The organism is Ruminococcus sp. 1001713B170207_170306_F1 (assembly GCF_015668065.1).
GTDB classification, from domain to species: domain Bacteria; phylum Bacillota; class Clostridia; order Lachnospirales; family Lachnospiraceae; genus Blautia_A; species Blautia_A faecis.
Map to the genome: position 1 here is coordinate 61284 of NZ_JADPEX010000006.1, position 25574 is coordinate 86857.

Annotated in this window: 24 protein-coding genes and 1 pseudogene; 7 read left to right on the forward strand and 18 right to left on the reverse strand. The window is 41.1% G+C overall.

Features of this window, described 5'->3' with window-relative positions; genetic code table 11:
* Window positions 1-14: 14 nt before the first annotated feature.
* On the reverse strand, window positions 15-1055 hold the full coding sequence (mutY, locus tag I4V84_RS05770; protein WP_173773960.1) for an A/G-specific adenine glycosylase: 1041 nt from the start codon (window positions 1053-1055) through the stop codon (window positions 15-17).
* On the reverse strand, window positions 1052-1744 hold the full coding sequence (sfsA, locus tag I4V84_RS05775; protein WP_118583848.1) for a DNA/RNA nuclease SfsA: 693 nt from the start codon (window positions 1742-1744) through the stop codon (window positions 1052-1054). The genes mutY and sfsA overlap by 4 nt, the downstream gene beginning before the upstream one ends.
* Before the next feature lie 309 nt (window positions 1745-2053).
* Between sfsA and I4V84_RS05780 the strand changes: the two genes are divergently transcribed.
* Window positions 2054-2668, forward strand: a complete 615-nt coding sequence (locus tag I4V84_RS05780) for an HAD family hydrolase (protein WP_195991409.1) — start codon at window positions 2054-2056, stop codon at window positions 2666-2668.
* 210 nt (window positions 2669-2878) lie between these two features.
* On the opposite strand, the gene I4V84_RS05785 is transcribed toward I4V84_RS05780, so the two are convergent.
* The 3 genes from I4V84_RS05785 to I4V84_RS05795 form a co-directional block, all read right to left on the reverse strand.
* Entirely contained in the window at window positions 2879-3175 is a 297-nt protein-coding gene (locus tag I4V84_RS05785; RefSeq protein ID WP_226855285.1) for a DUF3784 domain-containing protein, read from the reverse strand.
* 132 nt (window positions 3176-3307) lie between these two features.
* Entirely contained in the window at window positions 3308-5338 is a 2031-nt protein-coding gene (locus tag I4V84_RS05790; protein ID WP_243284034.1) for a L,D-transpeptidase family protein, read from the reverse strand.
* 321 nt (window positions 5339-5659) lie between these two features.
* On the reverse strand, window positions 5660-7003 hold the full coding sequence (locus tag I4V84_RS05795) for an MATE family efflux transporter (protein ID WP_173715630.1): 1344 nt from the start codon (window positions 7001-7003) through the stop codon (window positions 5660-5662).
* Between the two features lie 331 nt (window positions 7004-7334).
* Here I4V84_RS05795 and I4V84_RS05800 point away from each other — a divergent pair, with 331 nt between their 5' ends.
* Together I4V84_RS05800 and gpmI are read left to right on the forward strand one after the other, a co-directional pair.
* Entirely contained in the window at window positions 7335-8636 is a 1302-nt protein-coding gene (locus tag I4V84_RS05800; protein ID WP_118580901.1) for a homoserine dehydrogenase, read from the forward strand.
* A gap of 264 nt (window positions 8637-8900) precedes the next feature.
* On the forward strand, window positions 8901-10442 hold the full coding sequence (gpmI, locus tag I4V84_RS05805) for a 2,3-bisphosphoglycerate-independent phosphoglycerate mutase (RefSeq protein ID WP_195991410.1): 1542 nt from the start codon (window positions 8901-8903) through the stop codon (window positions 10440-10442).
* A gap of 237 nt (window positions 10443-10679) precedes the next feature.
* Here gpmI and I4V84_RS05810 read toward each other — a convergent pair whose 3' ends face one another.
* Complete coding sequence (locus tag I4V84_RS05810) at window positions 10680-10895, reverse strand: hypothetical protein (RefSeq protein WP_118580907.1); 216 nt, start codon at window positions 10893-10895, stop codon at window positions 10680-10682.
* Between the two features lie 105 nt (window positions 10896-11000).
* On the opposite strand from I4V84_RS05810, the gene I4V84_RS05815 reads away from it, so the two are divergent.
* Entirely contained in the window at window positions 11001-11279 is a 279-nt protein-coding gene (locus tag I4V84_RS05815) for a helix-turn-helix transcriptional regulator (protein WP_118580910.1), read from the forward strand.
* Window positions 11280-11599: 320 nt separating this feature from the next.
* On the opposite strand, the gene I4V84_RS05820 is transcribed toward I4V84_RS05815, so the two are convergent.
* The 5 genes and pseudogenes from I4V84_RS05820 to I4V84_RS19860 form a co-directional block, all read right to left on the reverse strand.
* Window positions 11600-13408, reverse strand: coding sequence for a Na/Pi cotransporter family protein (locus tag I4V84_RS05820; RefSeq protein ID WP_118580913.1), 1809 nt, complete (start codon window positions 13406-13408; stop codon window positions 11600-11602).
* A gap of 352 nt (window positions 13409-13760) precedes the next feature.
* Complete coding sequence (locus I4V84_RS05825) at window positions 13761-14540, reverse strand: YibE/F family protein (RefSeq protein WP_118580916.1); 780 nt, start codon at window positions 14538-14540, stop codon at window positions 13761-13763.
* Complete coding sequence (locus I4V84_RS05830; RefSeq protein ID WP_334286024.1) at window positions 14540-15502, reverse strand: YibE/F family protein; 963 nt, start codon at window positions 15500-15502, stop codon at window positions 14540-14542. The genes I4V84_RS05825 and I4V84_RS05830 overlap by 1 nt, the downstream gene beginning before the upstream one ends.
* Window positions 15503-16075: 573 nt before the next feature.
* The gene (locus tag I4V84_RS05835; RefSeq protein ID WP_195379688.1) at window positions 16076-16240 is read right to left on the reverse strand and encodes a hypothetical protein; all 165 of its coding nucleotides are present in this window, start codon (window positions 16238-16240) and stop codon (window positions 16076-16078) included.
* Window positions 16215-16418, reverse strand: a pseudogene (locus tag I4V84_RS19860) (ABC transporter substrate-binding protein); the annotation flags it as partial. The gene I4V84_RS05835 and the pseudogene I4V84_RS19860, both read right to left, overlap by 26 nt.
* A 227-nt stretch (window positions 16419-16645) precedes the next feature.
* On the opposite strand from I4V84_RS19860, the gene I4V84_RS05845 reads away from it, so the two are divergent.
* A complete protein-coding gene (locus I4V84_RS05845) occupies window positions 16646-17080 on the forward strand; it encodes a transcriptional repressor (RefSeq protein ID WP_195991412.1) in 435 nt (144 codons plus the stop codon).
* Window positions 17081-17384: 304 nt separating this feature from the next.
* On the opposite strand, the gene I4V84_RS05850 is transcribed toward I4V84_RS05845, so the two are convergent.
* The 5 genes from I4V84_RS05850 to I4V84_RS05870 all read right to left on the reverse strand — a co-directional run bounded on the left by I4V84_RS05850 (window position 17385) and on the right by I4V84_RS05870 (window position 23139).
* On the reverse strand, window positions 17385-20246 hold the full coding sequence (locus I4V84_RS05850; protein ID WP_195991413.1) for a glycoside hydrolase family 3 N-terminal domain-containing protein: 2862 nt from the start codon (window positions 20244-20246) through the stop codon (window positions 17385-17387).
* A gap of 334 nt (window positions 20247-20580) precedes the next feature.
* Window positions 20581-20757 carry a hypothetical protein gene (locus I4V84_RS05855; protein WP_195991414.1) on the reverse strand — a complete coding sequence of 59 codons (177 nt, stop codon included), beginning with the start codon at window positions 20755-20757 and terminating at the stop codon, window positions 20581-20583.
* A gap of 37 nt (window positions 20758-20794) precedes the next feature.
* The gene (locus I4V84_RS05860; RefSeq protein WP_195991415.1) at window positions 20795-21553 is read right to left on the reverse strand and encodes a carbon monoxide dehydrogenase accessory protein CooC; all 759 of its coding nucleotides are present in this window, start codon (window positions 21551-21553) and stop codon (window positions 20795-20797) included.
* Window positions 21554-21573: 20 nt separating this feature from the next.
* Window positions 21574-22320: an ATP-binding protein gene (locus I4V84_RS05865; protein ID WP_243284035.1), complete on the reverse strand. Its 747-nt coding sequence runs from the start codon at window positions 22318-22320 to the stop codon at window positions 21574-21576.
* A gap of 48 nt (window positions 22321-22368) precedes the next feature.
* A complete protein-coding gene (locus I4V84_RS05870; protein ID WP_195991416.1) occupies window positions 22369-23139 on the reverse strand; it encodes an AAA family ATPase in 771 nt (256 codons plus the stop codon).
* A 168-nt stretch (window positions 23140-23307) separates the two neighbouring features.
* On the opposite strand from I4V84_RS05870, the gene I4V84_RS05875 reads away from it, so the two are divergent.
* Window positions 23308-23955: a TetR/AcrR family transcriptional regulator gene (locus tag I4V84_RS05875; RefSeq protein ID WP_015542174.1), complete on the forward strand. Its 648-nt coding sequence runs from the start codon at window positions 23308-23310 to the stop codon at window positions 23953-23955.
* Here the strand turns inward: I4V84_RS05875 and I4V84_RS05880 are convergent.
* Entirely contained in the window at window positions 23877-24503 is a 627-nt protein-coding gene (locus tag I4V84_RS05880) for a DUF3786 domain-containing protein (RefSeq protein ID WP_195991417.1), read from the reverse strand. The two genes, I4V84_RS05875 and I4V84_RS05880, sit on opposite strands and share 79 nt — an antisense overlap.
* 40 nt (window positions 24504-24543) lie before the next feature.
* Window positions 24544-24876, reverse strand: a complete 333-nt coding sequence (locus I4V84_RS05885; protein WP_015542172.1) for a hypothetical protein — start codon at window positions 24874-24876, stop codon at window positions 24544-24546.
* A gap of 228 nt (window positions 24877-25104) precedes the next feature.
* On the opposite strand from I4V84_RS05885, the gene I4V84_RS05890 reads away from it, so the two are divergent.
* A complete protein-coding gene (locus I4V84_RS05890; protein ID WP_148462504.1) occupies window positions 25105-25554 on the forward strand; it encodes an Rrf2 family transcriptional regulator in 450 nt (149 codons plus the stop codon).
* Window positions 25555-25574 lie beyond the last annotated feature (20 nt).

Consider the following 25574-nt stretch of genomic DNA (forward strand, 5'->3'; position numbering starts at 1 on the left):
CGCCAGCTGAACCGTTACATATATTTTTCATAAGCGCCAAACGCAGAAGGTATGGCGTAGTTTCTCTCTGATTCTTTTTTATCTGCAAAAAGAATTCCCGGGGCATGTGTCTGCTCCAGGGAGGACACGCGGATCCGGTACGCTTTCATCCGCCACTCAATGTGGGAAAAAATATGCCTGGCCTCCGGCAGTTCTTCTATATATAAGGGCTCTGCGCCAAGCTCTTTCACGTATTCCAGGGCTTCCTCACGGTTCAGGTATCCTTCTGTATTGGGAAGCTCGTATAATCCGGCAAGGAGGCCTTTCGGCGGCCGCTTGCGGATCGCAGTGCAGCTTCCATCCTGAATAACCAGAACGGTTCGCTCTTCCACCACTCTTGGCTTCTTTGGTGCTTTCACCGGAAACTTTTCCATAGTGCCGTGAAGTCCCGCCTGGCAAAAGCCTCTCACCGGACAAAGGTCGCATTTGGGCTGTCCGTTGGGGACGCACACTACTGCTCCAAGCTCCATCATTGCCTGGTTAAAATCACCTGGACGGTCTTTCGGGATAATTTCTTGCAATGCGCTTTCTGTCTTTTTGCGAAATGCAGGTCTGGTAATGTCTTCCGAATCTTCCGTCATTCTGGTGACTACACGGAAAACATTTCCATCTACGGCTGGCACCGGAATGCCATACGCTATAGAAGCGATAGCTCCTGCAGTGTAACTTCCTATCCCCTTTAACGAGATAAGAAGGGAAAAGTCTTCGGGAAGTCTGCCATTATATTTTTCTACCATTTCCCTGGCTGCCAGCTGCATGTTCCGCACACGGCTATAGTATCCAAGACCTTCCCACAGCTTTAACAGCTTTTCCTCCGGACAGACTGCCAGGGCCGGGATATCCGGCAGTTCCCTGATAAATCTTTCAAAATAGGGCTTTACAGCTTCCACGCGGGTCTGCTGGAGCATGATCTCGGATACCCAGGTGTAATAAGCGTTGTGCTTATCCCTCCAGGGCAAAATCCTTTTATTCTCATCATACCAGGCAAGAAGAGGCTGTATAAACTCATCTGTCATCTAGTTTCCTCCAAACACACAGGCACTGGATTCTGTATTTCCATCCCGTCTGGCTCTACCAGACAGTCATAGGCCAGAATATGCACCCCTGCCTTTTTCGCTTTCTGTAAGGTTTCCCCAAATTCCCGGTGCGTATCCCAGTTTGGTTCAAATCTTGTAATTCCCTTCATCTGGATCACCAGAAGCAGATAAGCCTCATATCCTTCCCTCATGCAATGGATCAGCTCTTCCAGATGCTTCACGCCCCTCGCAGTAGGAGCATCTGGAAAACGGGCAATATTGTCTGCTTCCAGGGTTACACCCTTGACCTCAATAAAAGCCTTTCTCTTATCTGAACAGGCATACAGATCGAATCTGGAATTTCCATAAGTTTTCTCAGGAGTTACCTGCACTTCCTCCGGAAAAAGATGTCCTGCCCTTACCCATTCCAGGGCGGCTTTATTGGGAATCTGGGAATCCATATTGATCAGGCGTCCGCCTTTATTTACACAGACCAGATCGTATGCTGTTTTCCTTGCCGGATTACTGCTCTTTTCCAGAAAAACCTGAACACCAGGAATCAAAAGCTCCCTGCATCTGCCTGTGTTCTTTACATGAACCGTCTCTGTCTGTCCCGCAATCTCCACATGTGCGATAAATCGGTTCGGACGATCCAGGAAACGGCCTTCTGTAATATTTTCGTATTTCATAGTTCACCTCGTGCTGCTGCCTGACTCCCAAAACGTGTCTGAAAAAGGCTTTCTTCAATGACAGTCTTAAGAAATAATGTAACTATTTCACCGCAATATAAAACTGACCAATAGTTCAAAAGCAGCAGTCACCTTTCCTATCATAACATAAAATCTGCAAAAAGCCAGTTAAAATTGAAAAATCCCATATTAGGAGATTGATTTTTTTGATTTTCCTATATAGAATAGAAACCGTCAGGTTGCAAAACAGAATGAGAAAAGAAGTAATTTTAGAATTTTAAGCACACCAGAAAGGACTAAAAACCTCAAATGGACAGTATTATTTTTGATATTGACGGAACTATATGGAACTCCACCGACGTTGTAGCTATGGCGTGGAATAAGGCTTTAGAAAAAGAGAATCTTGATGTCCGTGTGACAGCTGATCAGCTGAAAGGGCTGTTTGGCAGACTTCTCCCGGATATTGCGAAGGCAATCCTTCCAGAACAGACCAAAGCGGAACAGCTTCGGGTTATCGATATCTGCTGCCAGGCTGAGCATGATCTGCTGCGTGCGATGGGCGCACCTGTTTACGACGGACTGGAAGAAACTTTGAAGGAGCTTAACAAACGCTACCCTCTTTTTGTAGTAAGCAACTGCCAGGCTGGATATATTGAGCTTGTTTTTGAGAAAACAGGGCTGGGAAAATACTTCACCGGTCATCTGTGTCCAGGAGACAGCGGGGAAGCCAAGGCAGCTAATATCCGTTCTATTGCTAAGAAGTATCAGCTGAAAGCACCTGTTTATGTAGGAGACACCTTCGGGGATTACCAGGCATGTCAGGAGGCAGGGGTACCATTTGTATTTGCTTCCTATGGATTCGGACAGGTGGATACACCGGATTATATGATTGAGAAGCCAGCGGATCTGTTGAAATTATTCTAATTATTTATACAAATTTTATTAGCATTCCTTACTTTTCAAAAAATAGTGTGCCTGACTCATCACTGAAGTAACGAGAATGTGACACACAGTTATTCAAAAGCAGATTGCGGGAATGATTTTTCAAACAGGCTCCAGTGCAGCTCAATATCCGGATTACAAAAGAAGCACCTGTATATCAATTTCCAGATATACAAGTGCTTCTTTTTCATCTCATTTCTTACATTTCTTGCGAATCACTACCACCATGATAATGAAGATAACAATTACTGCTGCCAGATAAATGATATCGTATACATAGCTCTTGACCACCATATCCAGACCGGTGAGGATTCCGAAAATGAGCAGAGTCACGCCGGAAACCAGCTGAACCTTTTTGTCATCGTAAAGCTTCTTACGCTCAGCGGCATTTCCGCCTTTCATAAGAATATCTCCATGACCGGTAAGAAGCATAACTCCCATTACAAGAGCTGCTATAGTCAGTATCATATCAAATGAATCCATATTCATATTAACTTATTCTCCACTTCTTTTGTGTTGTTCTGCTATCCGCAGCCTCAAAGACATGCAGCTGCCTTTTCATTCAGCTAGAGCATGTTTGAAAAATCATTCCCGCAATTTTCCAGTCAGATAAATGATCTTTTAGTAGAAACACACGATCGGCACATTGGTATCAATAATGCTGTACAGAGTAGCTGCTGCATCCAGCGGCATATTGATACATCCATGGGATCCGGCGTAGGTATAGCGGTCACCGCCGAAATATACCTGCCAGGTAGCGTCATGGAAACCAATTCCGCCGTTAAACGGCATCCAGTAGGTAACCTGGGTTTCGTACTCGTAAGTGCCGTCCGGCTTCTTCTCTCCACGAAGCACATCCGGGCTCTTCTTATAATACAGGGTGAAAATTCCCGGAGGTGTGGCTCTGTCATCATAACGGATATCTCCGGAAACAATGTCAGAGTCAAAGATGATGCTGCCATTCTGGTAATAGTACATGTGCTGACTACTCAAATCTACCTCGATATAGGTACTTCCAATGTCATTGTATCCATAAGAATTGGCTCTCATGGAATATACCGGTTCCCGTGTAGTCTGAGTGCCTGTACGGATCTCTTCTGTCAGCTGTGCTGCTTCTGCGTCCTGATCGATCTTCCAGCCATATGCAGAGCCATAAACAGAAACGGTACGGCCACTGGTCGTATTAAAGGAACGTGTTGTTCCAACTGTATCATGCTCACTTGCCAGCTGTGCCACAAAATCCTTGATATGCTGGGTAAAGGAAGCATCATCCTGCACCAGCTGTCCCTTGTCATCAAACTGCAGCCATTCCTTAAGGGTGCTTCCGTCAAGAGTGACTGTCTGCTCTCCAAATGTATAGGTAATGCTGGCCTTGGTATAATTATTATAAGCATCCCTGGTGGCCTGAAGGGTAGGATCATCGCTGGTCACTGCTGCCACTGCATATACATCCGGCGTATTTCCCAGATCAATGGAGGTCTGGCTTCCGGAAATGGCGGTATCCAGCGCTTTATAGGCTTCCTTCACCTTCAGCTTGCTGCCCTCAGTCTCAGGAACAATGGTAAACTCGCTTCCCTCAAGCGCCACATATGCATTCTCCGGCTCAACCTGGTTTTCTGCCTGTGCACACTTTAATTCCTTTACTTCACTCTGAAGCAAACTCTTATCAAAAGTCACATTCTCCTGTGTGGTATAGCTTCTGGTCTCCATGAACCCTTTTACCCATTCATATGGCTTCTGCTGCTTCAAAAGATCCAGAACTTCTCCATCAGACACATAGCGGTAATTGATCTGGTTTCCGCTGATGGCCTGCGGCTCCTGGTTCCTCGCGGTAATCTCAATGGAATAATCCTCTACATTGCTTGCAATCAGCTGCTCTGTTTCGTAGGCAGTCTTATTGGAACAGTTGATTCCGTTAATATAGGTTCCCTCAAAGAATCTGTCTGCATAATAGTAACTCACTGCTCCATAAGCGCATCCTGCTGTCACCGCAAGAATAGCTGCCACAATTCCCGTAACTTTAAGTCCCTTATGCTTCTTCCTGGGAACAGGGATGATCTTCTCGTCCAGTTCCTCATCAGTAATAGGAACATAGGAAATCTTCGTCGGACGGGCAGATCTGGCTGCCGGCTTCGGAGACGGTCTGGCAGATTTCTTAGAAGTCTGCTTCTCAGGCTGGTTAGGTGCTGCCGCACCGGCAGAATCTTTTCTTCGGTGCTTTCTGCCTTTATTTGAATAGGGCGGAATAATTTCCACCTGAAGCTCTTTTTCAGATGTTTCCGGTTCATCTGCAGATTCAGCGTCCTCTGAATCTTCGCTCTCTGAATCTTCTTCCTCTGAATCCTCTTCTTCAGATTCTGTCTCTTCCTCGTCCCAGAAGTCCTCTTCTTCCGTGCTCAGCTCTGCCTCATCCTGGTCGTACTCTTCTTCCTCTGGATACTCCTCTTCAGAATCCTGCTCAGCCAGTTCTTCTGCATCGGAATCGTCTTCCCCCTCCCAGGAATCAAAATCGCTCTCCTGGTCATCTTCATCATAAAAGTCTGCGCCGTGGAATTCCTCGTCCAGATCTGCTTCAAGACCTGCCATAGCCGAATCTATTTTATCTTCAAAGTCTCCCGGGCTTCCCTGAGTATGCTTGTTGTCCTTACTCATGTATAAAACTCTCCTCTGATAAAAACACTGTTTGAACAAGGCTTCTCCATCTAATGGCGAAACCTTGTTTCATTATAACATATATTTTCCATTTTGTATCTTAAAATGTATATTTCCTTCAAAAGAATCCCTTTAATGTTAATTGCAATTCAAACTTCCACCCCAAGAGCTTATCCGTGAAAGTTAATTCTTCCGAAAGAATATGTGGAAGTTACCCTTTCAAACTGGAAACTCGGATTGCAATCGACCTTTTTTCAGCCTTAACAGTCTATAACAGATTCATTTTATTAAATCACGTTTACGGATTTGTAATCCTGGCTTTCACTGCAGACATAATTTTCTCTTCATATCCTTCATCACATAGAAGTAAAGTACAATAAGAAGGACTGTTGCTACAATCCATGCAAATGGACTGGCCATGCATGCCATTGTATAACTCCTGGCATCTGCTGCAACAACTGCCATCACACCTCTTCCAATAAGCTCTGCCACGCCTGAGAGCATAGGAAGAAGCCCATATCCCATTCCCTGAAAGCCATTACGGTAACAATTGACCACATAAAGGGGAATCATAAACATTCCAACACAGCGAAGATATGTATCCACCATAGGGATCACCGCCTCTGCATTATCAGAGATAAACAGATAAGAAAAGCTTTTTCCCACAAAAAACAGGACAAATCCTACAACAACAGCATATGCACAGCCGATCACATCTGCACACCGGAACCCCTGACGCACACGGTCCAGCTTACGCGCACCAACATTCTGTGCACTATATGTAGACATTGTAGTTCCTATAGCTACAAATGCCTGGGTAAAGATATTATCAATCTTAGAGCCTGCTGTAAAGGCCGCAACTGCATAAGAGCCAAGTATATTCAAAGAACTCTGTACCATCATGCCTCCAATGGCTGTAATGGAATACTGCAGTCCCATGGGAATTCCCACACTGATCTGTTTTACGGCAATATCACGGTTAAAATACCAGTCTTCTTTTTTCATCTTTAGTTCCGGCACGGCCTTCCACATATAAATCAGGCAAAGAACTCCTGACACTCCCTGTGAAATAACGGTAGCCCAGGCAGCTCCCGGCGCTCCCCAGTGAAAAAAGATAATAAATACAAGGTCAAGTACAATATTCAGTCCTGCCGCCAGAATCAAAAAGTAAAGAGGCGTTTTGCTGTTTCCCAGTGCCCTTAAGATACTGGACACCAGATTATACAATACCTGGGTAAAAATTCCGGCACAGATGATCATAATATAACCATATGCACCATCAAAAATATCTTCAGGTGTATGCATGAATACAAGAAGCCTGTGCATTCCCAACATGCTTACTGCAGTCATAACAACTGCGATCACAGCAGAAAGAATTGCTGCATTACCAACCGTCTTACGCATCTCATCCATTCTTCCTGCTCCGAACTTCTGAGAGGTAAGAACTGTAACTCCTGTTGTAACCCCCATCAGGAATCCAATAATAAGGAACGTAATGGTTCCAGTAGCGCCTACCGCTGCCAGCCCCTTGGTTCCAACAAACTTTCCAACAATAACTGCATCTGCCATACTGTACAGCTGTTGAAAAACATTTCCCAGAAATACAGGAATAGTAAAATTCAACAGCATTTTCATGGGCTTTCCCACAGTCATATCTGTCTGCATATTCAGTTTTCCTCCATAAGAAAAAATATCGTTTGAGAGGGATTATAGGCGATATTTTTTCTACTTTCAAGCCCCTTTTTTTATTATTTTGCAACTATTCAGCAGGTGCTGTTCCCCGAGGTGTTTATTTGTGAACGCAGTCCATAGGATTGTATTATTTTAAGCGCTTGACAAAAACCATTTTCTGCCATACTATAAGAACCACATAACGAAATGTTAACGTGTGAAAGACATCTGTCTTTTTCGTGCTTACGTTTATATCTGCTGCCAAACTATGAACGGGAACCACGATCAAACGGCAGCACTACTATTTTTAAGAAGGGAGTTCCCCATGGGAGAAAAAGTTATAAACGCAGCCCTGCTTGGGCTTGGAACAGTTGGAACCGGTGTTTACAAGGTTCTGAAGAACCAGGAAGAAGAAATGACAGCCAAGATCGGCTGCAAGGTTAAAATACGCAAAATACTTGTCCGCAACCTGGAAAAGGCAGCTGGCAAGGTAGATGATCCGGCTGTCCTTACCAATAGCTGGGAGGATATTAAAGCAGATCCTTCCATTGACATTATAATCGAACTGATCGGCGGAATCGAACCTGCCAGAACCTATATTCTGGATGCTCTTCACGCAGGCAAGCACGTAGTAACAGCAAACAAAGATCTGATTGCCGTCCACGGAAAAGAACTTATGGACACAGCCAGAGCTTCCCATGTGGATTTTCTCTTTGAAGCAGCTGTAGCAGGCGGAATCCCTATTATCCGTCCTTTGAAGCAGTGCCTGGCAGGCAACCACATGAGCGAGGTTATGGGTATTGTAAACGGTACTACCAACTTCATCCTCACAAAAATGTCCCAGGAGAATATGGAATTTAAAGATGCACTGGCACTTGCCACAGAGCTTGGCTATGCAGAAGCGGATCCTACTGCGGATATTGATGGACTTGATGCAGGACGCAAGGTGGCTATTCTCGCCAGCGTTGCTTTTAATTCCAGAGTGGTATTTGATGATGTTTATATCGAAGGAATCACAAAAATTTCCGCCAAGGACATCCGCTATGCAAAAGAGATGGGCTGTGCCATCAAGCTTCTTGGTGTTGCCCGCAATACTGAGTCCGGTGTAGAAGCTTACGTCTGCCCGATGCTGATTCCAAATGATCATCCTCTTGCAACCGTTAATGATTCCTATAATGCGGTCTTTGTCCATGGAGATGCTGTAGAGGACGCCATGTTCTTCGGACGGGGTGCAGGTGAGCTTCCTACTGCAAGCGCCGTAGTTGGAGATATTTTTGATATTGTGCGCAATATGGAAGCAGGGTGCTGCGGCCGTATCGGATGCACCTGCTATAAACAGCTTCCTGTGAAAAAAATGGAAGATACCTACAACCGTTACTTCCTTCGCCTTCATGTAGAAGACCGCTGTGGTGTACTTGCTGAAATGACGGAGGTTTTCGCCAAATATCACGTAAGCATTGCCCAGATCATCCAGAAAGACAGCCAGAATCAGGACGACCATCTTGCAGAGGTTGTTGTGATCACTTCCAAGGTTCGTGAGGGTGACTTCAAGACAGCGGTACAGGAGCTTTCCAATAAGTCTTCGGTAAAGCGTATTTCAAAGACTATCCGAGTTTATAGGAAGTAATTAGAAAAATCAAAATTATATTGTACATATGTTTATCTTAAGCATACAGTCAAAGGCACGATTCGCTCGTGCCTTTTTTATGTAATAAGCTGTTATATAAAAAGCCTGCCAAGGCAGAATTCTTTCTCATCAGAACTCCCATAGTAAATACTGCTAAAAATAGTTTCCAGAAATAAAAAAAATTGTGATTGAAAAATCCCAGATTTTTGATACTATATATAAGGAACAACAAAAGGGAAATTTTATCATATAAAGGAGCACATTATGAGCAAAAAACCAACGGTTTTAATGATTCTTGACGGATATGGCCTGAATGAAAGACATGACGCAAACGCTGTATACGAAGCGAACACACCTGTCATGGACAAGCTGATGGCTGAATATCCTTTTGTAAAAGGTAATGCAAGCGGACTGGCTGTAGGTCTTCCGGACGGTCAGATGGGTAACTCCGAGGTTGGTCATATGAATATGGGTGCAGGCCGTATCGTATACCAGGAGCTTACCAGAATCACCAAAGAGATTCAGGACGGAGATTTCTTCAAAAATGAAGCACTTCTTGCAGCTATGAAGAATGCCAAAGAAAATGATTCCGCGATCCACTTCATGGGTCTTCTTTCTGATGGTGGTGTTCACAGCCACATTACTCACCTTTTTGGTCTTCTTGAAATGGCTAAGAAAGAGGGACTTAATAAAGTTTATGTACACTGCTTCCTGGACGGCCGTGACACCCCTCCGGCTTCCGGAAAAGGATATATCCAGCAGCTCCAGGCGAAGATGGATGAGCTTGGCGTAGGTGAGATTGGTGTTGTTTCCGGACGTTATTACGCAATGGACCGTGACAACCGCTGGGATCGTGTTGAGCTTGCTTACAACGCACTTACCAAGGGCGAGGGTGTTAAGGGAACCGACGCAGCTGAGGCTGTACAGGCATCCTATGACGACGGCAAGACAGACGAGTTCGTTCTTCCAACAGTCATTGAGAAAGATGGCAAACCAGTTGCCGTTGTTTCTGATAAAGATTCTGTTGTATTTTTCAACTTCCGTCCTGACCGTGCACGTGAGATCACAAGAGCATTCTGCGATGACGAATTTACAGGTTTCGCAAGAGAGAAACGCCTTGACCTCACATATGTATGCTTCACAGATTACGATGACACCATCGGAAATAAGCTGGTTGCATTCCACAAGGTTCAGCTTCACAACACATTCGGCGAGTACCTTGCAGCTCACAACATGACTCAGGCACGTATCGCCGAGACTGAGAAATATGCTCACGTAACCTTCTTCTTCAACGGTGGCGTTGAGGAGCCAAACAAGGGCGAGGACAGAATCCTTGTGAAGTCCCCGAAGGTTCCGACTTATGACCTGCAGCCAGAGATGAGCGCTCCGGAAGTATGCGAGAAGCTTGTTGCAGCAATCAAATCCGAGAAATATGATGTGATCATCATCAACTTCGCCAACCCGGATATGGTTGGTCATACAGGTGTTGAAGCTGCTGCTATCAAAGCTGTTGAAGCTGTTGATGAGTGCGTAGGAAAGGCTGTAGAGGCTCTGAAGGAGGTTGACGGACAGATGTTCATCTGTGCTGACCACGGTAACGCAGAGCAGCTTGTAGACTATGAGACAAGCGAGCCATATACTGCTCATACCACCAATCCGGTACCGTTCATTCTGGTTAATGCAGACCCGAAATATACTCTTCGTGAGAACGGCTGCCTGGCAGACATCATCCCGACTCTGATCCAGCTTATGGGCATGGAGCAGCCAGCTGAGATGACTGGTAAATCACTTCTGGTGGAGAAATAATCCGCTTATACAGCTCTGTTGCTTTAAAGGGTGCTGGCTTAAATGCCAGCGCCTTTTTTATTATGTCCTTTTTTATTATGGCACAAAAAGAACAGCTCTGACAGATTTTCCATCCATCACAGCTGTTCTATTATTCCTGATACCTATTGTCGCCAGCTCTTTCTGAATTATTGTTTCCCTTATACAACAACACGATCTAAATCGTACTTCCACTGTTTACTACTTCTTATATAAAAACTACTTCTCACTGAGCTCCTTCAAAAGCTTCTGAAGATGGCGGATATAATGAAACCCTGCACACAGAGTTACCGAAATAATAACAGACAACAGTGCAGCCATGACCACATATACCACAGCGCCAGATTTCGCCCCTGCTACCATACAGTAAAACAGACACGAAGACAATGCAGCTGCAAATACAGTGGAACCTGCTATTTTTAATCCTTTTCGCATATCTTAGTCCTCCCAGATAGGGTGACTATAATCACCCTGTTATGTTTTTCATTTTAAACCCATAATAGAGATATGGCAAGAACAAAATGGACAGGAATTTGAGTGATGATAAAATACGACAGATTCTGGGAGACATTGAAAAAACGCCATATTTCACAGTACTATCTCATTAATGAGTGTGGAATCGAAAAAAGGTTATTGCGCAGACTTCGGGACAATGAAAATGTAGAAATCTTTTCATTAGACCGAATATGCACTGTTCTTAACTGTGATCTGGATGATATAGTAGAATACGTACCCAATAACCCTGATATCATTGAGGATGCGAAAACAGCCCAAAAAGAGGCAGCCGCATCACATCCTGTTCACACTCCATCGAAATAACTGGTGCTTCAGACTCCCACAGTATAAACCATACATAAACTATACGTGTCTCAGTTCTGATAAACACGTTTTTTTGAAAAAGAATAAAAATACTTACATTTTTATTTTTTTGCACGGATGCCTAATTCTTTGTTTCGGCTGAGTGGAGAGATTCTGGAATTATTTTTAGAGCATTTTGTTCTTTTTTCATATTGTTTTTTAATTAATCCAGGGTATTAATTTTTCCATAAAGAACCCTGCTGCATAAAAAACACCGCCAGGTGACTTTCGCATTTTATCTGCGAATTTTCATCTGACGGTGTTTTTATCTTAAAAATTATTTATTCAACCTCTTCCGGCTCCATACTCAGCTTATGCTCCACTTCTGTGCCAATATCATACTTCTGTCTGTATTCCTTAAAATAAGTGTAATATTCCAGACTGTCTGTAGGATAAATTCTGGAGTTGTGAATGTGGATATCGGTTGTCTCTTCCCCACTTTTCATAAGTGCTGTCATAGCACTTGCACAGTGGGAAGCAATACGTCCAAAGCTGTTCAGAATATCGCTGAACACAGTTCCCTCTTCCAGTCCGCATTTGCCCTGGCTGAGGCGCTCTGCATGGCGCATCTTCAGTTCATCACAAAGTCTGGTGATTACCACGCCAAGTGGTGCAACACGCTGTGCGGCTTCTCTGTCATCGTTCATAAATGCATTGCAGGTCACATTGATTTCCTCACGGACTGCATCCATAACTACATTCAGCTCATCCCATGCTGTCTGAGAGAAATTCGTGTGGTTGTCATGCATTTCGTTGGACATATGTGCGATGTAGGAAGCGTGATCGCCAATTCTCTCAAAGTCATTGATAGTGTGCAGATAAAGGGAGGTCTGGCGCGTCTGGGCGGTGTTCATCTCACGTTTGGTGAGCTGGATCAGATACTCTCCAAGACGGCTCTCATATTTGTCGATCAGGTCTTCCTTACGCTGTACCTTGTCATATTTATCCTGCTGATAATCATTCAGAAGGTTCATAGCTCTGTTTACATTCTTACGAAGCTTCTTGGCCATACCATTCATAGCACGATGACACTGTCCGATTGCAAGTGCAGGATAATTTAACAGACGCTCTTCCAGAAGATCGAAGTCTGCCTCGTCCTCCAGCTCCTCTGCGCTGTCCTTAACCAGATAGCAAACCAGTTTCTCCAGCTTGGAAATAAACGGGAAAAGCACCACAACGGTAGCCACACGGAAAATGGTGTTCAAAAATGCGATGGATACCGGAGTCATGATCATATCCAAAAATCCAAAATGAATGAACGCATTCAAGGTATAGAATACAATGGACCACAAGATCAGACCGAATAAGTCATTCAGCAAATATACAAGAGCTGTTCTCTTACCGTTCTTATTCGCTCCAACTGCAGAGATCAGTACCGGACATGCAGCACCAACACCGATACCAAGAACAATTGGAAATGCACTTGCAAAGGTGAGGATTCCGGTTACGGAAAGAGCCTGCAGCACACCAACTGTTGCAGATGCACTCTGAAGCACTGCGGTAAATGCAATACCTACCAGAATACCTGCAATTGGGTTGGAAAACATTGTCAGCATATCAATGAATACAGGACTTTCACGAAGAGGAGAAACTGCTCCACTCATCATCTGCATACCATTCATCAAAATGGCAAAACCCAGCATAATGTTTCCAATATTTCGGTATACAGATCTCTTACAGACCATACGAAGCATGATACCGATTACAGCAACTACTGCTGAAATAGTGGCTGTAGAAAGAATACTTGCAATTCCACCGGAGCCCTGGATATAAGACAGACACAGAATCCATCCTGTAATACTGGTTCCGATATTTGCGCCCATGATAATACCAATTGCCTGTTTCAGCTTCATCATACCGGAGTTTACAAAACCGATTACCATAACGGTAGTGGCGGATGATGACTGGATTACACTGGTAACACCTGTTCCAAGTGCTACTCCCTTCAGCGGGGTATTGGTCATTTTGTAAAGGAATGCTTCCAGCTTATTACCAGCAACGGATTTCAGTCCGTCTCCCATCAGCGACATTCCAAAAAGGAAAAATGATACTCCGCACAGCAAAGATAAAACCATTGAAAAAATTGCCATGTTCTAATCCTCTGTTGTCGTTTCCCTCTGCCAATTCTGCAGAGGCGACCTTTCTTTTCAAAGTATTTTCTTTTGTTAACGTGGATTTTTCTCAATTTTTACATATCCTTAATCATTATGCCATAATCATAGGCTGATTACAATATTTGATTAATTTCAAATTGTAATTTTTTGCGGTTCAAAATTTCCATTTTTCTGTATAATCTGACGAAATATATGGTAATTTTTATTTCTATTCAGCTTACTGACGATAAGTAGATACCATTATGCAAGAATCTTACACACAACCGGCATCTCTCTTATCAGTGACATCACTATATATGAAATTCCCATCTTCTGATTACCATGTAATTTAAGCGTTTAATTGCTTTTTATCTGGATTAATATGTCTGATCTGCCAGATAATGCATTTAATTGATACTGGAACTGCAACAAGACAGGCAATAGCACCAAATAGCATAATCGCAACATCCTGAAAGAGGAATCTGGAATTGAGAATGATTTCCAGACTATATTTTTGTGTCTGCACATAGGAAAACAATAAAATACTCCCTCCAAGATATGCAAAAAGCAACGTGTTTACTGTTGTGCCTATAATTTCTTTTCCCACCTGATACCCTGTTGAAGTAAGTTCTTTCTCTACCAGACTGTTTTTATGAGTCCAGACTTCATACACAGATGACGTCACAGACAGTGCAGTATCAATGACAGCTCCCAGAGTGCTGAAAACACTTACAAAAACAGCCACATGAAGCATATTAATACTGATATCTGTGTTGTAATAGTACATAAAATCCTCTTCTGAAATCTGAAGTTCATTTAAGCCATAACTTCCTGTTCTCCACGTAATAGCAAAAATCGGAATAAACAGAATCAGCATTACAAACAGTGTAGCCAGAAAGGCAGCTCGCGTTTTGACATTATTTCCATTCTGATAAAACAGAGAATTATAACAGACACCTGCTCCTGCCGCCAGTATCAGAAGCAGTGCGGGAAAACCAGCTGACATCAATATAACCGAAAAAAACAGAATAATAATATTACCTGCCAGTGCCATGATTGAAACAGCTCCACGTTCTCCTCCAATTGTAATCATCAAAAAAAGCAGCACTAATGTAAGAAAAAGAATCATTATTTTCCACTCCTTTTCAGTGATGGTATTTTCATAATAATCGAAGCAATTAAAACAGATACTGGTATTGCCAACACTATTCCAATACTTTCTATCAGAAAGCGACAGATATCATATGGAATGTGATATCTTACAAGCGTTATAAATCTGATCTCATTATTCATTTTAAGAATAAACATTGGAATCATGCCACTTACAAGAACAAATAGCAGTACATTTATCATGGTTCCCATAATATCATATCCGATTTCCCTTCCCGAATGTATCAGCTTTCTTATAGAAACTAATGGATTTTTGCGAACAATTTCACCAGTTGCTGCACTTATAGTGACTGTTACATCCATAATCGCTCCAAGCCCTGTCAGCATAATATCTGTCCAGAATATGTCGGCTGAATTACTCATGCTTCCAAGGTATTCCAGATTAGAATAATCTAAATCTCCATACCTGTGAATAGAAAAATCAAACAGCATCATAATCAGGAAAAGAACACATAAAGTCGAAAGAACAGCAGCCCATGTTTTCCTGTGAATTCCATTCAGACAGATCAATGTAGTCAACGAAAAAAGAAGTGCAATTACATTACATATTCTCAGAATATTCTTTCCATCTCCCAACAGTTGAAATCCGTACGCAAAAATCAATGTATTCAGTATCACTGATACGATCGTATAACCCCCCTGTTTTCTCGTAATATAGATCAGAAGAATAATCAGACCACCCACCAGTACGACCAGATAGATGTCACGTTTTACAGAACGTATAGTTTTTCCAGGTCTGTCTTTTGACCCATTCAGAAGTACCGTATCTCCTTTATGGTATTTCTGCGTCTGAACCTGTGAAGAAGTGTATTCGTTAGAAAGTGTAATTTCTTTACCTTTATATGCACCGTTCAATATCCGGGCTGTAATTTTCTGAGTATAATAGTGTTCTTCTGCACCTCTGGTTCCTTCTCTGCTCATGGTTTCCATTTCTGATACAGAACATATTTTTGCCAGAGGAGTGTGATAGAATCTGGCATTAAAACAGGTAAATATAACACAGATAATATAAATGCCAGCTAAAAGATATTTTTTATGAGATAGACAAAATTTCATTGAATTTATTTTCTCCTTCCAGATTAATATTTCTGCCAATATCGCATTGTACGCTTTTATTCGATGTTGGTCAATGTAAATTGCAGATTATTTGCAAATATTGTTGGCATTTTGATACTGTTCACTGGTAACGTTCCGCTAGGTGTTTTTTGTGAACAAAGTTCACAGAAAACCCGAGAGTTGCGGCGCGAAATCATGCAAAGCATGATTTCTGTGCATCGCGAAGCGCGTTACTGTGAACGGAGTGAACAGTAACGGCATTTTTTTCTGTCCCGCGCCAGCATCTATAATACAAATAATTTGCATTTACACAAAATTATTTTCTATTTCCGGAGTTAATAAATGATAGATAAAAGGCCCCAAAGCTCTGTTTCAAACATTCTGATGGAGCAAAATATATACCTTATAAATAGTTTTCTTGAATCAAGCTATCTCTGTTTAATAAGCAGGATAAACATATTCCTCTTCTGACGGCTCTGCGTCTTCTATATCAGTGACAGTAATTTCCATCCCTTTATGTTTGTCATAGTGATATGTACCTGTTACATTTATCCATGCATCCTGCGTCAAATCAGAAGGCAGGTACCATATTGGTAACCTCAATCTTATCCCCTCCAACCTTTGTTGCAAAATCATACATAGGATAAAAGCTTGCCATAACATTTAGTTTTTTTCCAGAAGAAGTATCCTCAGTTTCTGCTGCATATGCCAGATTAAAAGAACCAATGCCAAGTGCTATTGTAGCTGCAAGTGCTGTTCTAGTTAATAATTTTTTTCTCATAATAAAATCCTTTCTGCACAAACCTGATGTGCCTAAAAATAAAATTTCAAAAGCATATTATCTCATCCGCTTAAAACAAATGCAAATCGTTTGCGTTTATTAAAATAACGCATAGAATATCAGCTGTCAATAATATTTGCAAACTATTTGCATTTTTGGAGCATAATTGACTTAGGAGAAATAAAAAGATACAATAGAAAAAAGCACATATGAAAGGAATAAAGAAAATGGCTGAGCGAAAACCCTATACTACAAAAACAAGACAGATTATTCTGGAGTATTTGAAGTCCCAGAAGGCTGTCACTGTCAGTGTGGCTGATATTGAAAAATATTTAAAAACTGAAGGAATTAAGGTAAATACAACAACTGTATACCGATATCTTGACAAGCTTTGCGCCGAGCATATTGTAATCAAATATCCGGATCTGAACAGTGATAAAGCTGTGTTTCAGTTTGCAGAAGAAGAAAAAAAATGCACAGAACACCTACATCTGAAATGCATCAGATGTGGCAAGGTTGTGCATCTTGACTGTGACTTTATGGATGAATTTAAAGAGCATTTGTATAAAGATCATGGCTTCCGGCTGCATTGCAGCGGAGATATGCTTCATGGCATCTGTCAGGACTGTGAAAACAAAAAAATTTCTTCTCCACAGAGCTGACTGTCTTTTCCTGAGTGTATTGCCGGTTCTGCACATAGGAAAACCTTCTTTTTCACAGAAAAAATGGCACACAAGAGAATATTCGCCTCTGGTGCTGTCAGCGAAACATTCCATACATCCTCAGCACTCATAATCAGACGGCCATTTTCCTTTGTTTCAGCAGCACAACACGAGATGGAAAACCTGTCAATTTCTCTGGTCTGCCAGACAGTTTTTCCACTGAGTATCGCTGCCTTTTCTTCTATTGTCATCTTTTCAACCAATTTTTGCTGTTTCATAACTGTTTTCCATCCCACTTTCATCCTTATTCAGCATTCTTTCTTTTCTTATATTCTCTGATTACCAGTACTTCCATTCCTGCCATGAAAAGTGCTATTACAATGTCGATACCAATTCCTGCTTTTTTCCAGTTTTCCATACCTGTTTCTTCGTGTTCTCCATCATAAGCCCAACTGCTTACAACTGTATACATGACATTTTTGCAGGCATTTCTCATCTGAAGTACAGATGTTGGATGCTCTGGATTGGCTACATTGTTCTCTTCTCCATTGAATGTAGACAACATTACATCTACTCCATTCGACAAAGCTGCATCTGCATTCATAAATCCATGACCATTGTTTCGGAAGAAGTCTGTAAGCGCCATTCCCCTGAATCCCCATTCATCTCTGAGAACTGTATTCATAAGGTTACTGCATTCTCCAGTCCATTTATCTCCAAGGAAACTCCAGGAAACCATAACCGCATTTGCTCCACCTTGTTTTACAGAAATCTCGAATGGTTTCAGATAAATTTCCCGGATTGCCTGCTCATTCGACCAGACACTTACCATTTTGGCATTACCTTCATACATAGCAAAATGTTTAATGTAAGAATAAACTCCGTATTTTCTTGCTCCTTCTACTGCTTTTGCACCCATATTTCCTGCAAGAACTCCATCTTCTGAAAAATATTCATAGTTTCTTGCTCCAAATGCAGTTCTATGAGTATTCATACCTGGTGCATACCAGCCCTCTGCACCCATTTCCTGACTGATCTTGCCCATGCATTCACCCCAGGTTTGTGCAAGTTCCTTATTCCATGTGGAAGCAATCACAACTTCAATCGGAAATCCAATAGAACCAACCCCTGTAAAGTTGTTATTAATTGCTGCCGGTCCATCGAAATCAAGTGTAGCCACTTTTCCCACAGAATCCATGGCTGCTGTCTGATAACCAGCCATTGCAATCATATTTGCCATTTCATCAACAGAAAGCTGATCCAGAAGTTTTTCCCAACGAGGGTCGTCATAATCAGCATCTCGCATATCCTCTAATGTAAGTCCGTTATCTGCTCCCGTTGTCGGCATTACATCCTCATCATTAAGATATGTAGTCTTATCAAAATTACTGTTCAGATGATATTCAGAAGCATATGGCTCACCCAGCTCTGCAGATGCCGGTTCTGCTGTAGCCTCTTTATAATTTGCAAAATGATCTGCACGTGACAGATATGTCACATCGCCTTTTGCATCTTCAAATACATTTGTTGCTGCAGTATCATCTGATACTCTTTTATTTTCTTCCTCATATACTACATCAGTATCTGCAGTATAAGTTTTCTGATCCAGCACAGTGTGTGAATCGCTGTTGATAGAGATCACATAATCGCCTTTTTCAAGAACATACGCTTTTGCATTATTCTCATCATAAGAGGCCATATCTTCTATACTGAATGTAACTGTAACGGTCTGAGATTCTCCCGGCTGAAGCAGATCTGTTTTTGCAAACTCGATCAGATTTGCAGAAGATTTCTCAATTCCTCCATTTGTATATGGCGGTTTATAATACACTTCTACTACATCTTTTCCGGCAACATCTCCGGAGTTGGTTACTTCTACATCTACAGAAATCTGTCCGTCTTTTTCCTCCAGTTCACCCATTTTCTGTTCAAATTCTGTGTAACTCAGACCATATCCAAATGGATACTGTACAGTCTTGTCGTAATCAATCGCACCTTCCTGTGCAGCTGTTTCATAGTACTTGTATCCTACATAAATGCCTTCCACATAATTGGTAAATGCCGGAGCATACACCTGCGCAGTTCCTGCGTTCATTCCTTCAACAGCCATATCTGCCAGATTTGTATACTCTGTTTTTTCTGCATTATTCCACCACGGAGCAGTCGTCATATCATAAATAAATGTATCCGGTGTTTTTCCGGAAGGATTGACTTCACCTGAAAATACTTTACCAAGTGCATTAAATCCCACATTTCCCGTTCCTGGGCACCATACAACAGATTTAATCTGAGGATATTCATCTGCGAAACCAAGTTCAAACTGATTTGCTCCATTATAAATTACAATGACATTATCAAAGTTTGAGCAAACCATATCCACCATATCTCTCTCAGTTTGTGAAAGCTGTAAATAATGCTCTCCCTCAGGAAAATCATCATATTCATCAGAATTATTATCATATGCTGCTTTTCTTACATCCATAGGAATATCATTATGACCTTCACCTGCTTTTCTGGAAAGAACCACAACTGCCACATCAGAATACTCTTTCGCACTTTTAATAAGCTCATCACTGTAAGTATCTACAGGTGGCTCCGGTAATGTCCAGCTCTGTTTCTGGATAGACATTTCCGGATCATCTGCACCATAATTGTTATAAAAATCAACCAGTTTCTGGTTAATAGAAAATCCGGCATTTTCAAGTCCCTGATTCAGACTGACAATATCATACAGATCATTAATTCCACCGGAACCAGCTCCTCCGTAAGCCGGATTAATAGATTCCCAGCCAAAAATATTCAGTTTTTTTGTTTCATTTAAAGGAAGCAGGCTTTCATTCTTCAGAAGAACAATTCCGTCTTCCATAATTTCTTCTGCTACTTCCGCAGCTTCTTCATTTGTTTCATCGCTTAAAGTTCCATTTCCCGTTGCCAGTCCAATCAACGTAGACATTGGTCCAAAACAGATCATATTCACGCAGACAACAACTGCAAGAACCATTGCGATCGCAGCTTCTCCTCTTATCAGAAAGCTTTTGTCCCTGGACATCCTGCGGCATGCGATCATAATTACGATTCCAATTACAAGTGCAGCAATAATACCGATAATATACGGTTTGCATAATTGTAATACCGCCAGAACATCTTCCATTTCAACACTGATCATTCTCTTTTTCCCTTCTTTGACTCTCTCGTCTTTTTAAAGTATCATTTCCTGTTGTCATTACTATAACATGGTTATTATTTCGTACCGTTTTTGGCACGAGATGCAGCAAATACCAAATACCGTAACCTTTATTGATCTTCCCCTTTCCGTTTGATATTTCCGGATATACTCTGTTAATTGTTTTACGTAAATTTCTTCATCTTCCACAATTGCATTCTTTGCAACTGTTCAATCACACAATATTGTTCCAGATTTTTATTATTATTTTATAAATAACTTTTATTTCAGTATATCACTGCTTCTTTCTTGCGTTAAGTGGATGTAATATTACAAATTACATCTGTGTAATCTGGTTTTCTTTTATCATATATCCGCAGTTATCGCATACACTTTCGCCAACTGTTTTTCCATCTCTCACAAATACTTCTATATCTGCACTACATTTCGGACATTTAACTTCTTTAATTGAAGTCATGCTTCTGGCATCCATACATCCTGAAAAAAATCCCATTTTTTCACCTTTTTCCTGTATATATTCTATTATTTTCTTAACCTAATTTTTCTTTTATTTTTTTTATCTCATCTACTGCTGTCTGGCTGAAATCATAAGGAGAAACTCCCTCTCTGTCTGCATTCATAATTTCCGGATTATAATGAACAAATCCCAGCAAATCACTTTCCGGTATTCTGTCTTTCACAAATGCTTCATCACTTTCATCCCTGATTTTATTTGCAACAACTCTTACTTTCTTTACCCCCAGTTCTTCTGCCAGACGCTTTACGTTTCTATAAGTCTGAACACTTCTGGCTCCTGGCTCTATCACAACGATAAACTGATCCATGCCTTCTGTTGTCCCTCTTCCAAGATGTTCCAAACCTGCTTCCATATCCAGCACCACAACATCCTCTCTGTGCAGAATAAGATTGTTGATGATCCGTTTAAGCATTACATTTTCCGGGCAGACACAGCCGCTTCCGGCTGTTTCTACTGTTCCAAGAATCAATAATCTAACACCATTACGAAATTTCGAATATCTCTCCGGAATATCGTCAACTTTTGGATTGATTTTGTAAAATGTATTGCTTTTATCCGCTCCGGTCCGTTCTTCCACCAGCTTTCTCATTTTGCTGACTGGTATAATCTCTGCCAGTTCTTCCTCTGAAAAACCTAGTGCCAGTCCCAGATTCGCATCCGGATCTGCATCCGCTGCATACACTGTTTTTCCTTCATCTGCATATAATCTTGCAAGAGTTACAGCGATTGTGGTCTTTCCTACACCACCTTTTCCTGTTACGGCTATTTTCATTTCTTATTACTTCCTCTCATTTATTGCTTCAAAATTTTCCTTGCAAGCATATGAATTTCCGGAATTTCCATCATTAGTTCATCTCCAACCAATCCCTTTCTTGCGATTTCTGTATCTGTTGAAATAACTGCCAACACCTTACTCTGATCGTCAATAGACTCCAACATTGTTGGCAAAACCAATTCATTTACTTTATTTAACACAAAAAATACAGTTTTCCCAATGCTGTCCCCTAGCTGTTGGATTTTTTTCGTCAATTTCAATGATTCAAAAGAAGGATCTACGATCATTAAGATTAAATCCACACTGTTATCTACACCACGTCCAAAATGCTCTACGCCAGCTTCCATATCCAACAATACAACTTCATTTTCTCCTACCGTCAGATGTTTGATAAATTGCTTTAAAATACTATTCATTGTGCAGGCACAGCCTTCATTTGCCTGATGTATTTTTCCACTGGAAATAAGCATCACGCCATTGTTTCGTGAAATATATTCTTCGGGTATCTCATTCAATGTAAATGGTTCCGAATAGAACTTTTTTGCAAATGCAGACAACTTCACAGTATCAAGAATCTCTCCTGCCATCATTGTTTTAAAAGCTTTCTCCTTACCACCAAAATACTCTGTAAAATCCCTTGGAAGCTTTACACCAAGTTGGCGATGCAGTCCATAATTTGATTCATCAGAATCAGCTACAAGAACAGCCTTTCCCATTCGTTCAAATTCTTTGGCAAGCAGCGCTGATACTGTACTTTTTTCCACAGCCACCTTTGCCACATACTGTAATCTTCATACTTTCAATCCTCCAACTCACAATCCTATCTTCTTTACAATTTCTCCCAGTGCACTTCTTACAGGAGAATCTTTCGGAAGCCGTATGATTGGTTTTCCAGCACAGTCATACTGATATACCTGGTCATCATGTGGTACAACCCCTAACAGTTCCAGTCCCTGATTTCGGATTTCTTCCAGAGTTCCGGCATCCAGTTTTCCATCTGGAACACGATTCACGATTAATCCAGTTTTCTGTGGTTTAAAGTTTAACTCCTTCATCAGCCTTGCAATACGTCCGGCTGCCTGAACACCTCTTCTGGAACAGTCACTCACAAGAATCGCAACTTCCATCATTGGCAGGATTCCTCTGCTGATATGTTCCATACCTGCTTCGTTATCAACCACAATATATGGATAATGGCTTTGCAGTTTCTGAACCTGGGTCTGCACAAGACCATTTACAAAACAATAGCAGCCCTGTCCCTGGGTTCGCCCCATTACCATCAAATCATAATCGTCTTCTTCTGCAATTGCATCGGAAAGACGCATTTCCAGATAAGCCTGTTTTGTCATTCCTGCCGGAATCTGATATCGTGGATCAACTCCTGCACGTTCAATCTCTTCTCTCAGTTCTCCGAGTGTAATCTCAGGTTCAACGCCGAGCACTTCATTCAAATTCGCATTTGCATCTGCATCTACAGCTAAAACCGGATGTTTTCTATTTTCACATAAATATTGAATCAACAATCCACAAAGGGTTGTTTTCCCTACACCGCCTTTTCCTGATACAGCAATTACATGTCCCATGTTTTTCCTCCTAAAATTCTGAACAATCTGTTGACTTTTTCTTTAAATCCCATTATAGTTGTTACTATATAAATTACAATAATCAATCTATGAGATTTGTATAGCTGCTCAACACATCAGAAAAATTGTTGAGAAATTATATGATACTAACTAATACAGGAGTATATAATGTCAGAAAAAACGAGAAAACAAGATCGCCGTACCCGCTATACCAGGCAAACCATAAAAGATACGTTCTTAGAATTGTTAAAGCAGAAAAGTTTTACGAAAATTACAGTTACAGAGATCTGCAAAAATGCTGAAATCAACCGTGGCACTTTTTATCTTCATTACTACGATATCCATGATGTATTATCAGATATTTTTAATGATATGACTCAGGATATGTTAACAACTGTAGATCATTTATTCTGTCTAAATCAAAAAAGCTGTTCCTATCCGTTCTGTCAGAAAATACAGATGGAATCACAATACAGGGCACTGTTTCTGGATGATGCAATTGCCCCTATTCTTCTGGAAAAAATAGCAGAAAATACAAAAGAAGGCTATGTGACCTGGCTTATGTCACACAGCCTCCTGACCTTTGAACAGGCAGAATCGGTTTTTTATTTTCAAATGAATGGCTGCCTTTCCATCAACAGACTGATGCTCCGCAATCACTGTAATGACTGGAAACAGATTCAGACAGTAATCGACAAATTTATCAAAGCCGGGCTGGAAAGTTTTCTGATTCATGATCAGAGAGAAGAAAAGGCTTCCGATAATTTTTGCAGCAAAATTTCTCCAACTGTTACCGCATCTTCTACACTTAGATAATGATCGGCATGATCCTGAAGAAATATTTTGCCAGATACAGGAAATTCTTCATCTGCAAACCATATTTTTAAAGTTACCGGATATCTTGGCAGAACTGGAAAAACAGCACACAAATCCGCCGTTGTCTCTGTAAATTCTGCACCCAGGTTTTTACATGCTTTCTGAATTTTCTCAGGATCTTTATCCTGCAAAAGCTTTTCCAGTTTCTGCTCTGCGGTCCGGTCAAACTTGGTTCCTCGAATCAATCCATCTTTCAGGTTACCAAAAGTAATGAGCTTCTGTGAACCTTCTGTTCCATCGGCCATATCCAGATAATGCAGCAATGTCAGATAATGCCATTCGTCCATGTTTGAGTTAATACGAAACTCAGGGAGTTGAATTTCAATCGTTTCATAAAAACTCAGTACTTCAAGCACATTTCGGCTGCTATGAAAAACAGCCCCACTTTTTGCAGCAATCTCCTCTCCAGAACGATTTTGTAACCGTTTTACTGCTGCCAGCAGCATTTCCTGAAATGCACGATTTTCTGTTTGATTTTTGTATTCCATAACTTCCCCTTTGCGAACATTTTATCGCATCATATAATAATCAATGTTTATGCAAGAATTTGGGTGGTTTCATAAATCTGGCTTTGTCCGGATTCTCTTTCATCCATTCCCGGGCAAAATCCATTACCTCAGTCATAGTTTCATAATCTTTTCCACAAAAACAGCAACTTGGGCATGTTGGACATGGCCATCCCTTATTTTTGAATCTGCATGCGTCTAAATGTCGGTATGCTCTTAATAAATTTGCTTCATATTCTTCTTTAGACTGTGAAGCTTCCCTGTTTTCACGATAATAAAGGTGATACATTTTTTTAGTCATATGTTTTTTGATTCTGGTATATAAATTTCCTTTTAATTTGTCCACAATCAGCATATTATACAATCCTCCGTAAGTTTTATTACTATGTTGACTTTTCCTTTAAATTTCATTATAGTTGTAATTATATTATTTACAATCATCAAAATAAAAAATATGTACAATTTCTCAACACATTAAAAAGAGCTGTTGAGAACTTGGGATGTTTTTGACAAACCAGAAATATTTTCGCCTCAAAAACGTGAAACCAAAATCATTATATCATACTACAAGGAGTTTCTTATCATGAAATACTCAACGAAATTAAGCGATACTGTCCATGTAATGGTTCTGATTGCTATCAACCAGGAAAACTCACTCTCCAGTGCCTCAATTGCAGAAAGTATCCATACAAATCCCGGCTTTGTACGCCAGCTCATGTTAAAACTAAAAAAGGCCGAACTTATGACCAGTGTAGCCGGACATGCCCGTCCTTCTCTTTCAAAACCAGCAGACCAGATTACGTTGCTGGATATTTATAAAGCAGTGGAGGGCGAGAAACCGCTACTTCATTTAGATACTCATACCAACCCTGATTGTGGCGTTGGCATTAATATTCAGTTGTCCTTGCAGGGATTCTATAATGAAATTCAAAAAAACACTGAAGAAAAGATGAATACAATTACTTTACAGGATATCATAAATACTTATTATCAGCGAACATCCATGCAAAATGATTTACAAAATATTATATAGCAAGAGAAACGAGAATGGAC

Bases quoted from the DNA above. Each gene is read 5' to 3' on its own strand.
- mutY (WP_173773960.1), bottom strand. From the start codon at position 1,055: ATGACAGATGAGTTTATACAGCCTCTTCTTGCCTGGTATGATGAGAAT.
- sfsA (WP_118583848.1), bottom strand. From the start codon at position 1,744: ATGAAATACGAAAATATTACAGAAGGCCGTTTCCTGGATCGTCCGAAC.
- I4V84_RS05780 (WP_195991409.1), top strand. From the start codon at position 2,054: ATGGACAGTATTATTTTTGATATTGACGGAACTATATGGAACTCCACC.
- I4V84_RS05785 (WP_226855285.1), bottom strand. From the start codon at position 3,175: ATGAATATGGATTCATTTGATATGATACTGACTATAGCAGCTCTTGTA.
- I4V84_RS05790 (WP_243284034.1), bottom strand. From the start codon at position 5,338: ATGAGTAAGGACAACAAGCATACTCAGGGAAGCCCGGGAGACTTTGAA.
- I4V84_RS05795 (WP_173715630.1), bottom strand. From the start codon at position 7,003: ATGCAGACAGATATGACTGTGGGAAAGCCCATGAAAATGCTGTTGAAT.
- I4V84_RS05800 (WP_118580901.1), top strand. From the start codon at position 7,335: ATGGGAGAAAAAGTTATAAACGCAGCCCTGCTTGGGCTTGGAACAGTT.
- gpmI (WP_195991410.1), top strand. From the start codon at position 8,901: ATGAGCAAAAAACCAACGGTTTTAATGATTCTTGACGGATATGGCCTG.
- I4V84_RS05810 (WP_118580907.1), bottom strand. From the start codon at position 10,895: ATGCGAAAAGGATTAAAAATAGCAGGTTCCACTGTATTTGCAGCTGCA.
- I4V84_RS05815 (WP_118580910.1), top strand. From the start codon at position 11,001: ATGATAAAATACGACAGATTCTGGGAGACATTGAAAAAACGCCATATT.
- I4V84_RS05820 (WP_118580913.1), bottom strand. From the start codon at position 13,408: ATGGCAATTTTTTCAATGGTTTTATCTTTGCTGTGCGGAGTATCATTT.
- I4V84_RS05825 (WP_118580916.1), bottom strand. From the start codon at position 14,540: ATGATTCTTTTTCTTACATTAGTGCTGCTTTTTTTGATGATTACAATT.
- I4V84_RS05830 (WP_334286024.1), bottom strand. From the start codon at position 15,502: ATGAGCAGAGAAGGAACCAGAGGTGCAGAAGAACACTATTATACTCAG.
- I4V84_RS05845 (WP_195991412.1), top strand. From the start codon at position 16,646: ATGGCTGAGCGAAAACCCTATACTACAAAAACAAGACAGATTATTCTG.
- I4V84_RS05850 (WP_195991413.1), bottom strand. From the start codon at position 20,246: ATGATCAGTGTTGAAATGGAAGATGTTCTGGCGGTATTACAATTATGC.
- I4V84_RS05855 (WP_195991414.1), bottom strand. From the start codon at position 20,757: ATGGGATTTTTTTCAGGATGTATGGATGCCAGAAGCATGACTTCAATT.
- I4V84_RS05860 (WP_195991415.1), bottom strand. From the start codon at position 21,553: ATGAAAATAGCCGTAACAGGAAAAGGTGGTGTAGGAAAGACCACAATC.
- I4V84_RS05870 (WP_195991416.1), bottom strand. From the start codon at position 23,139: ATGGGACATGTAATTGCTGTATCAGGAAAAGGCGGTGTAGGGAAAACA.
- I4V84_RS05875 (WP_015542174.1), top strand. From the start codon at position 23,308: ATGTCAGAAAAAACGAGAAAACAAGATCGCCGTACCCGCTATACCAGG.
- I4V84_RS05880 (WP_195991417.1), bottom strand. From the start codon at position 24,503: ATGGAATACAAAAATCAAACAGAAAATCGTGCATTTCAGGAAATGCTG.
- I4V84_RS05885 (WP_015542172.1), bottom strand. From the start codon at position 24,876: ATGCTGATTGTGGACAAATTAAAAGGAAATTTATATACCAGAATCAAA.
- I4V84_RS05890 (WP_148462504.1), top strand. From the start codon at position 25,105: ATGAAATACTCAACGAAATTAAGCGATACTGTCCATGTAATGGTTCTG.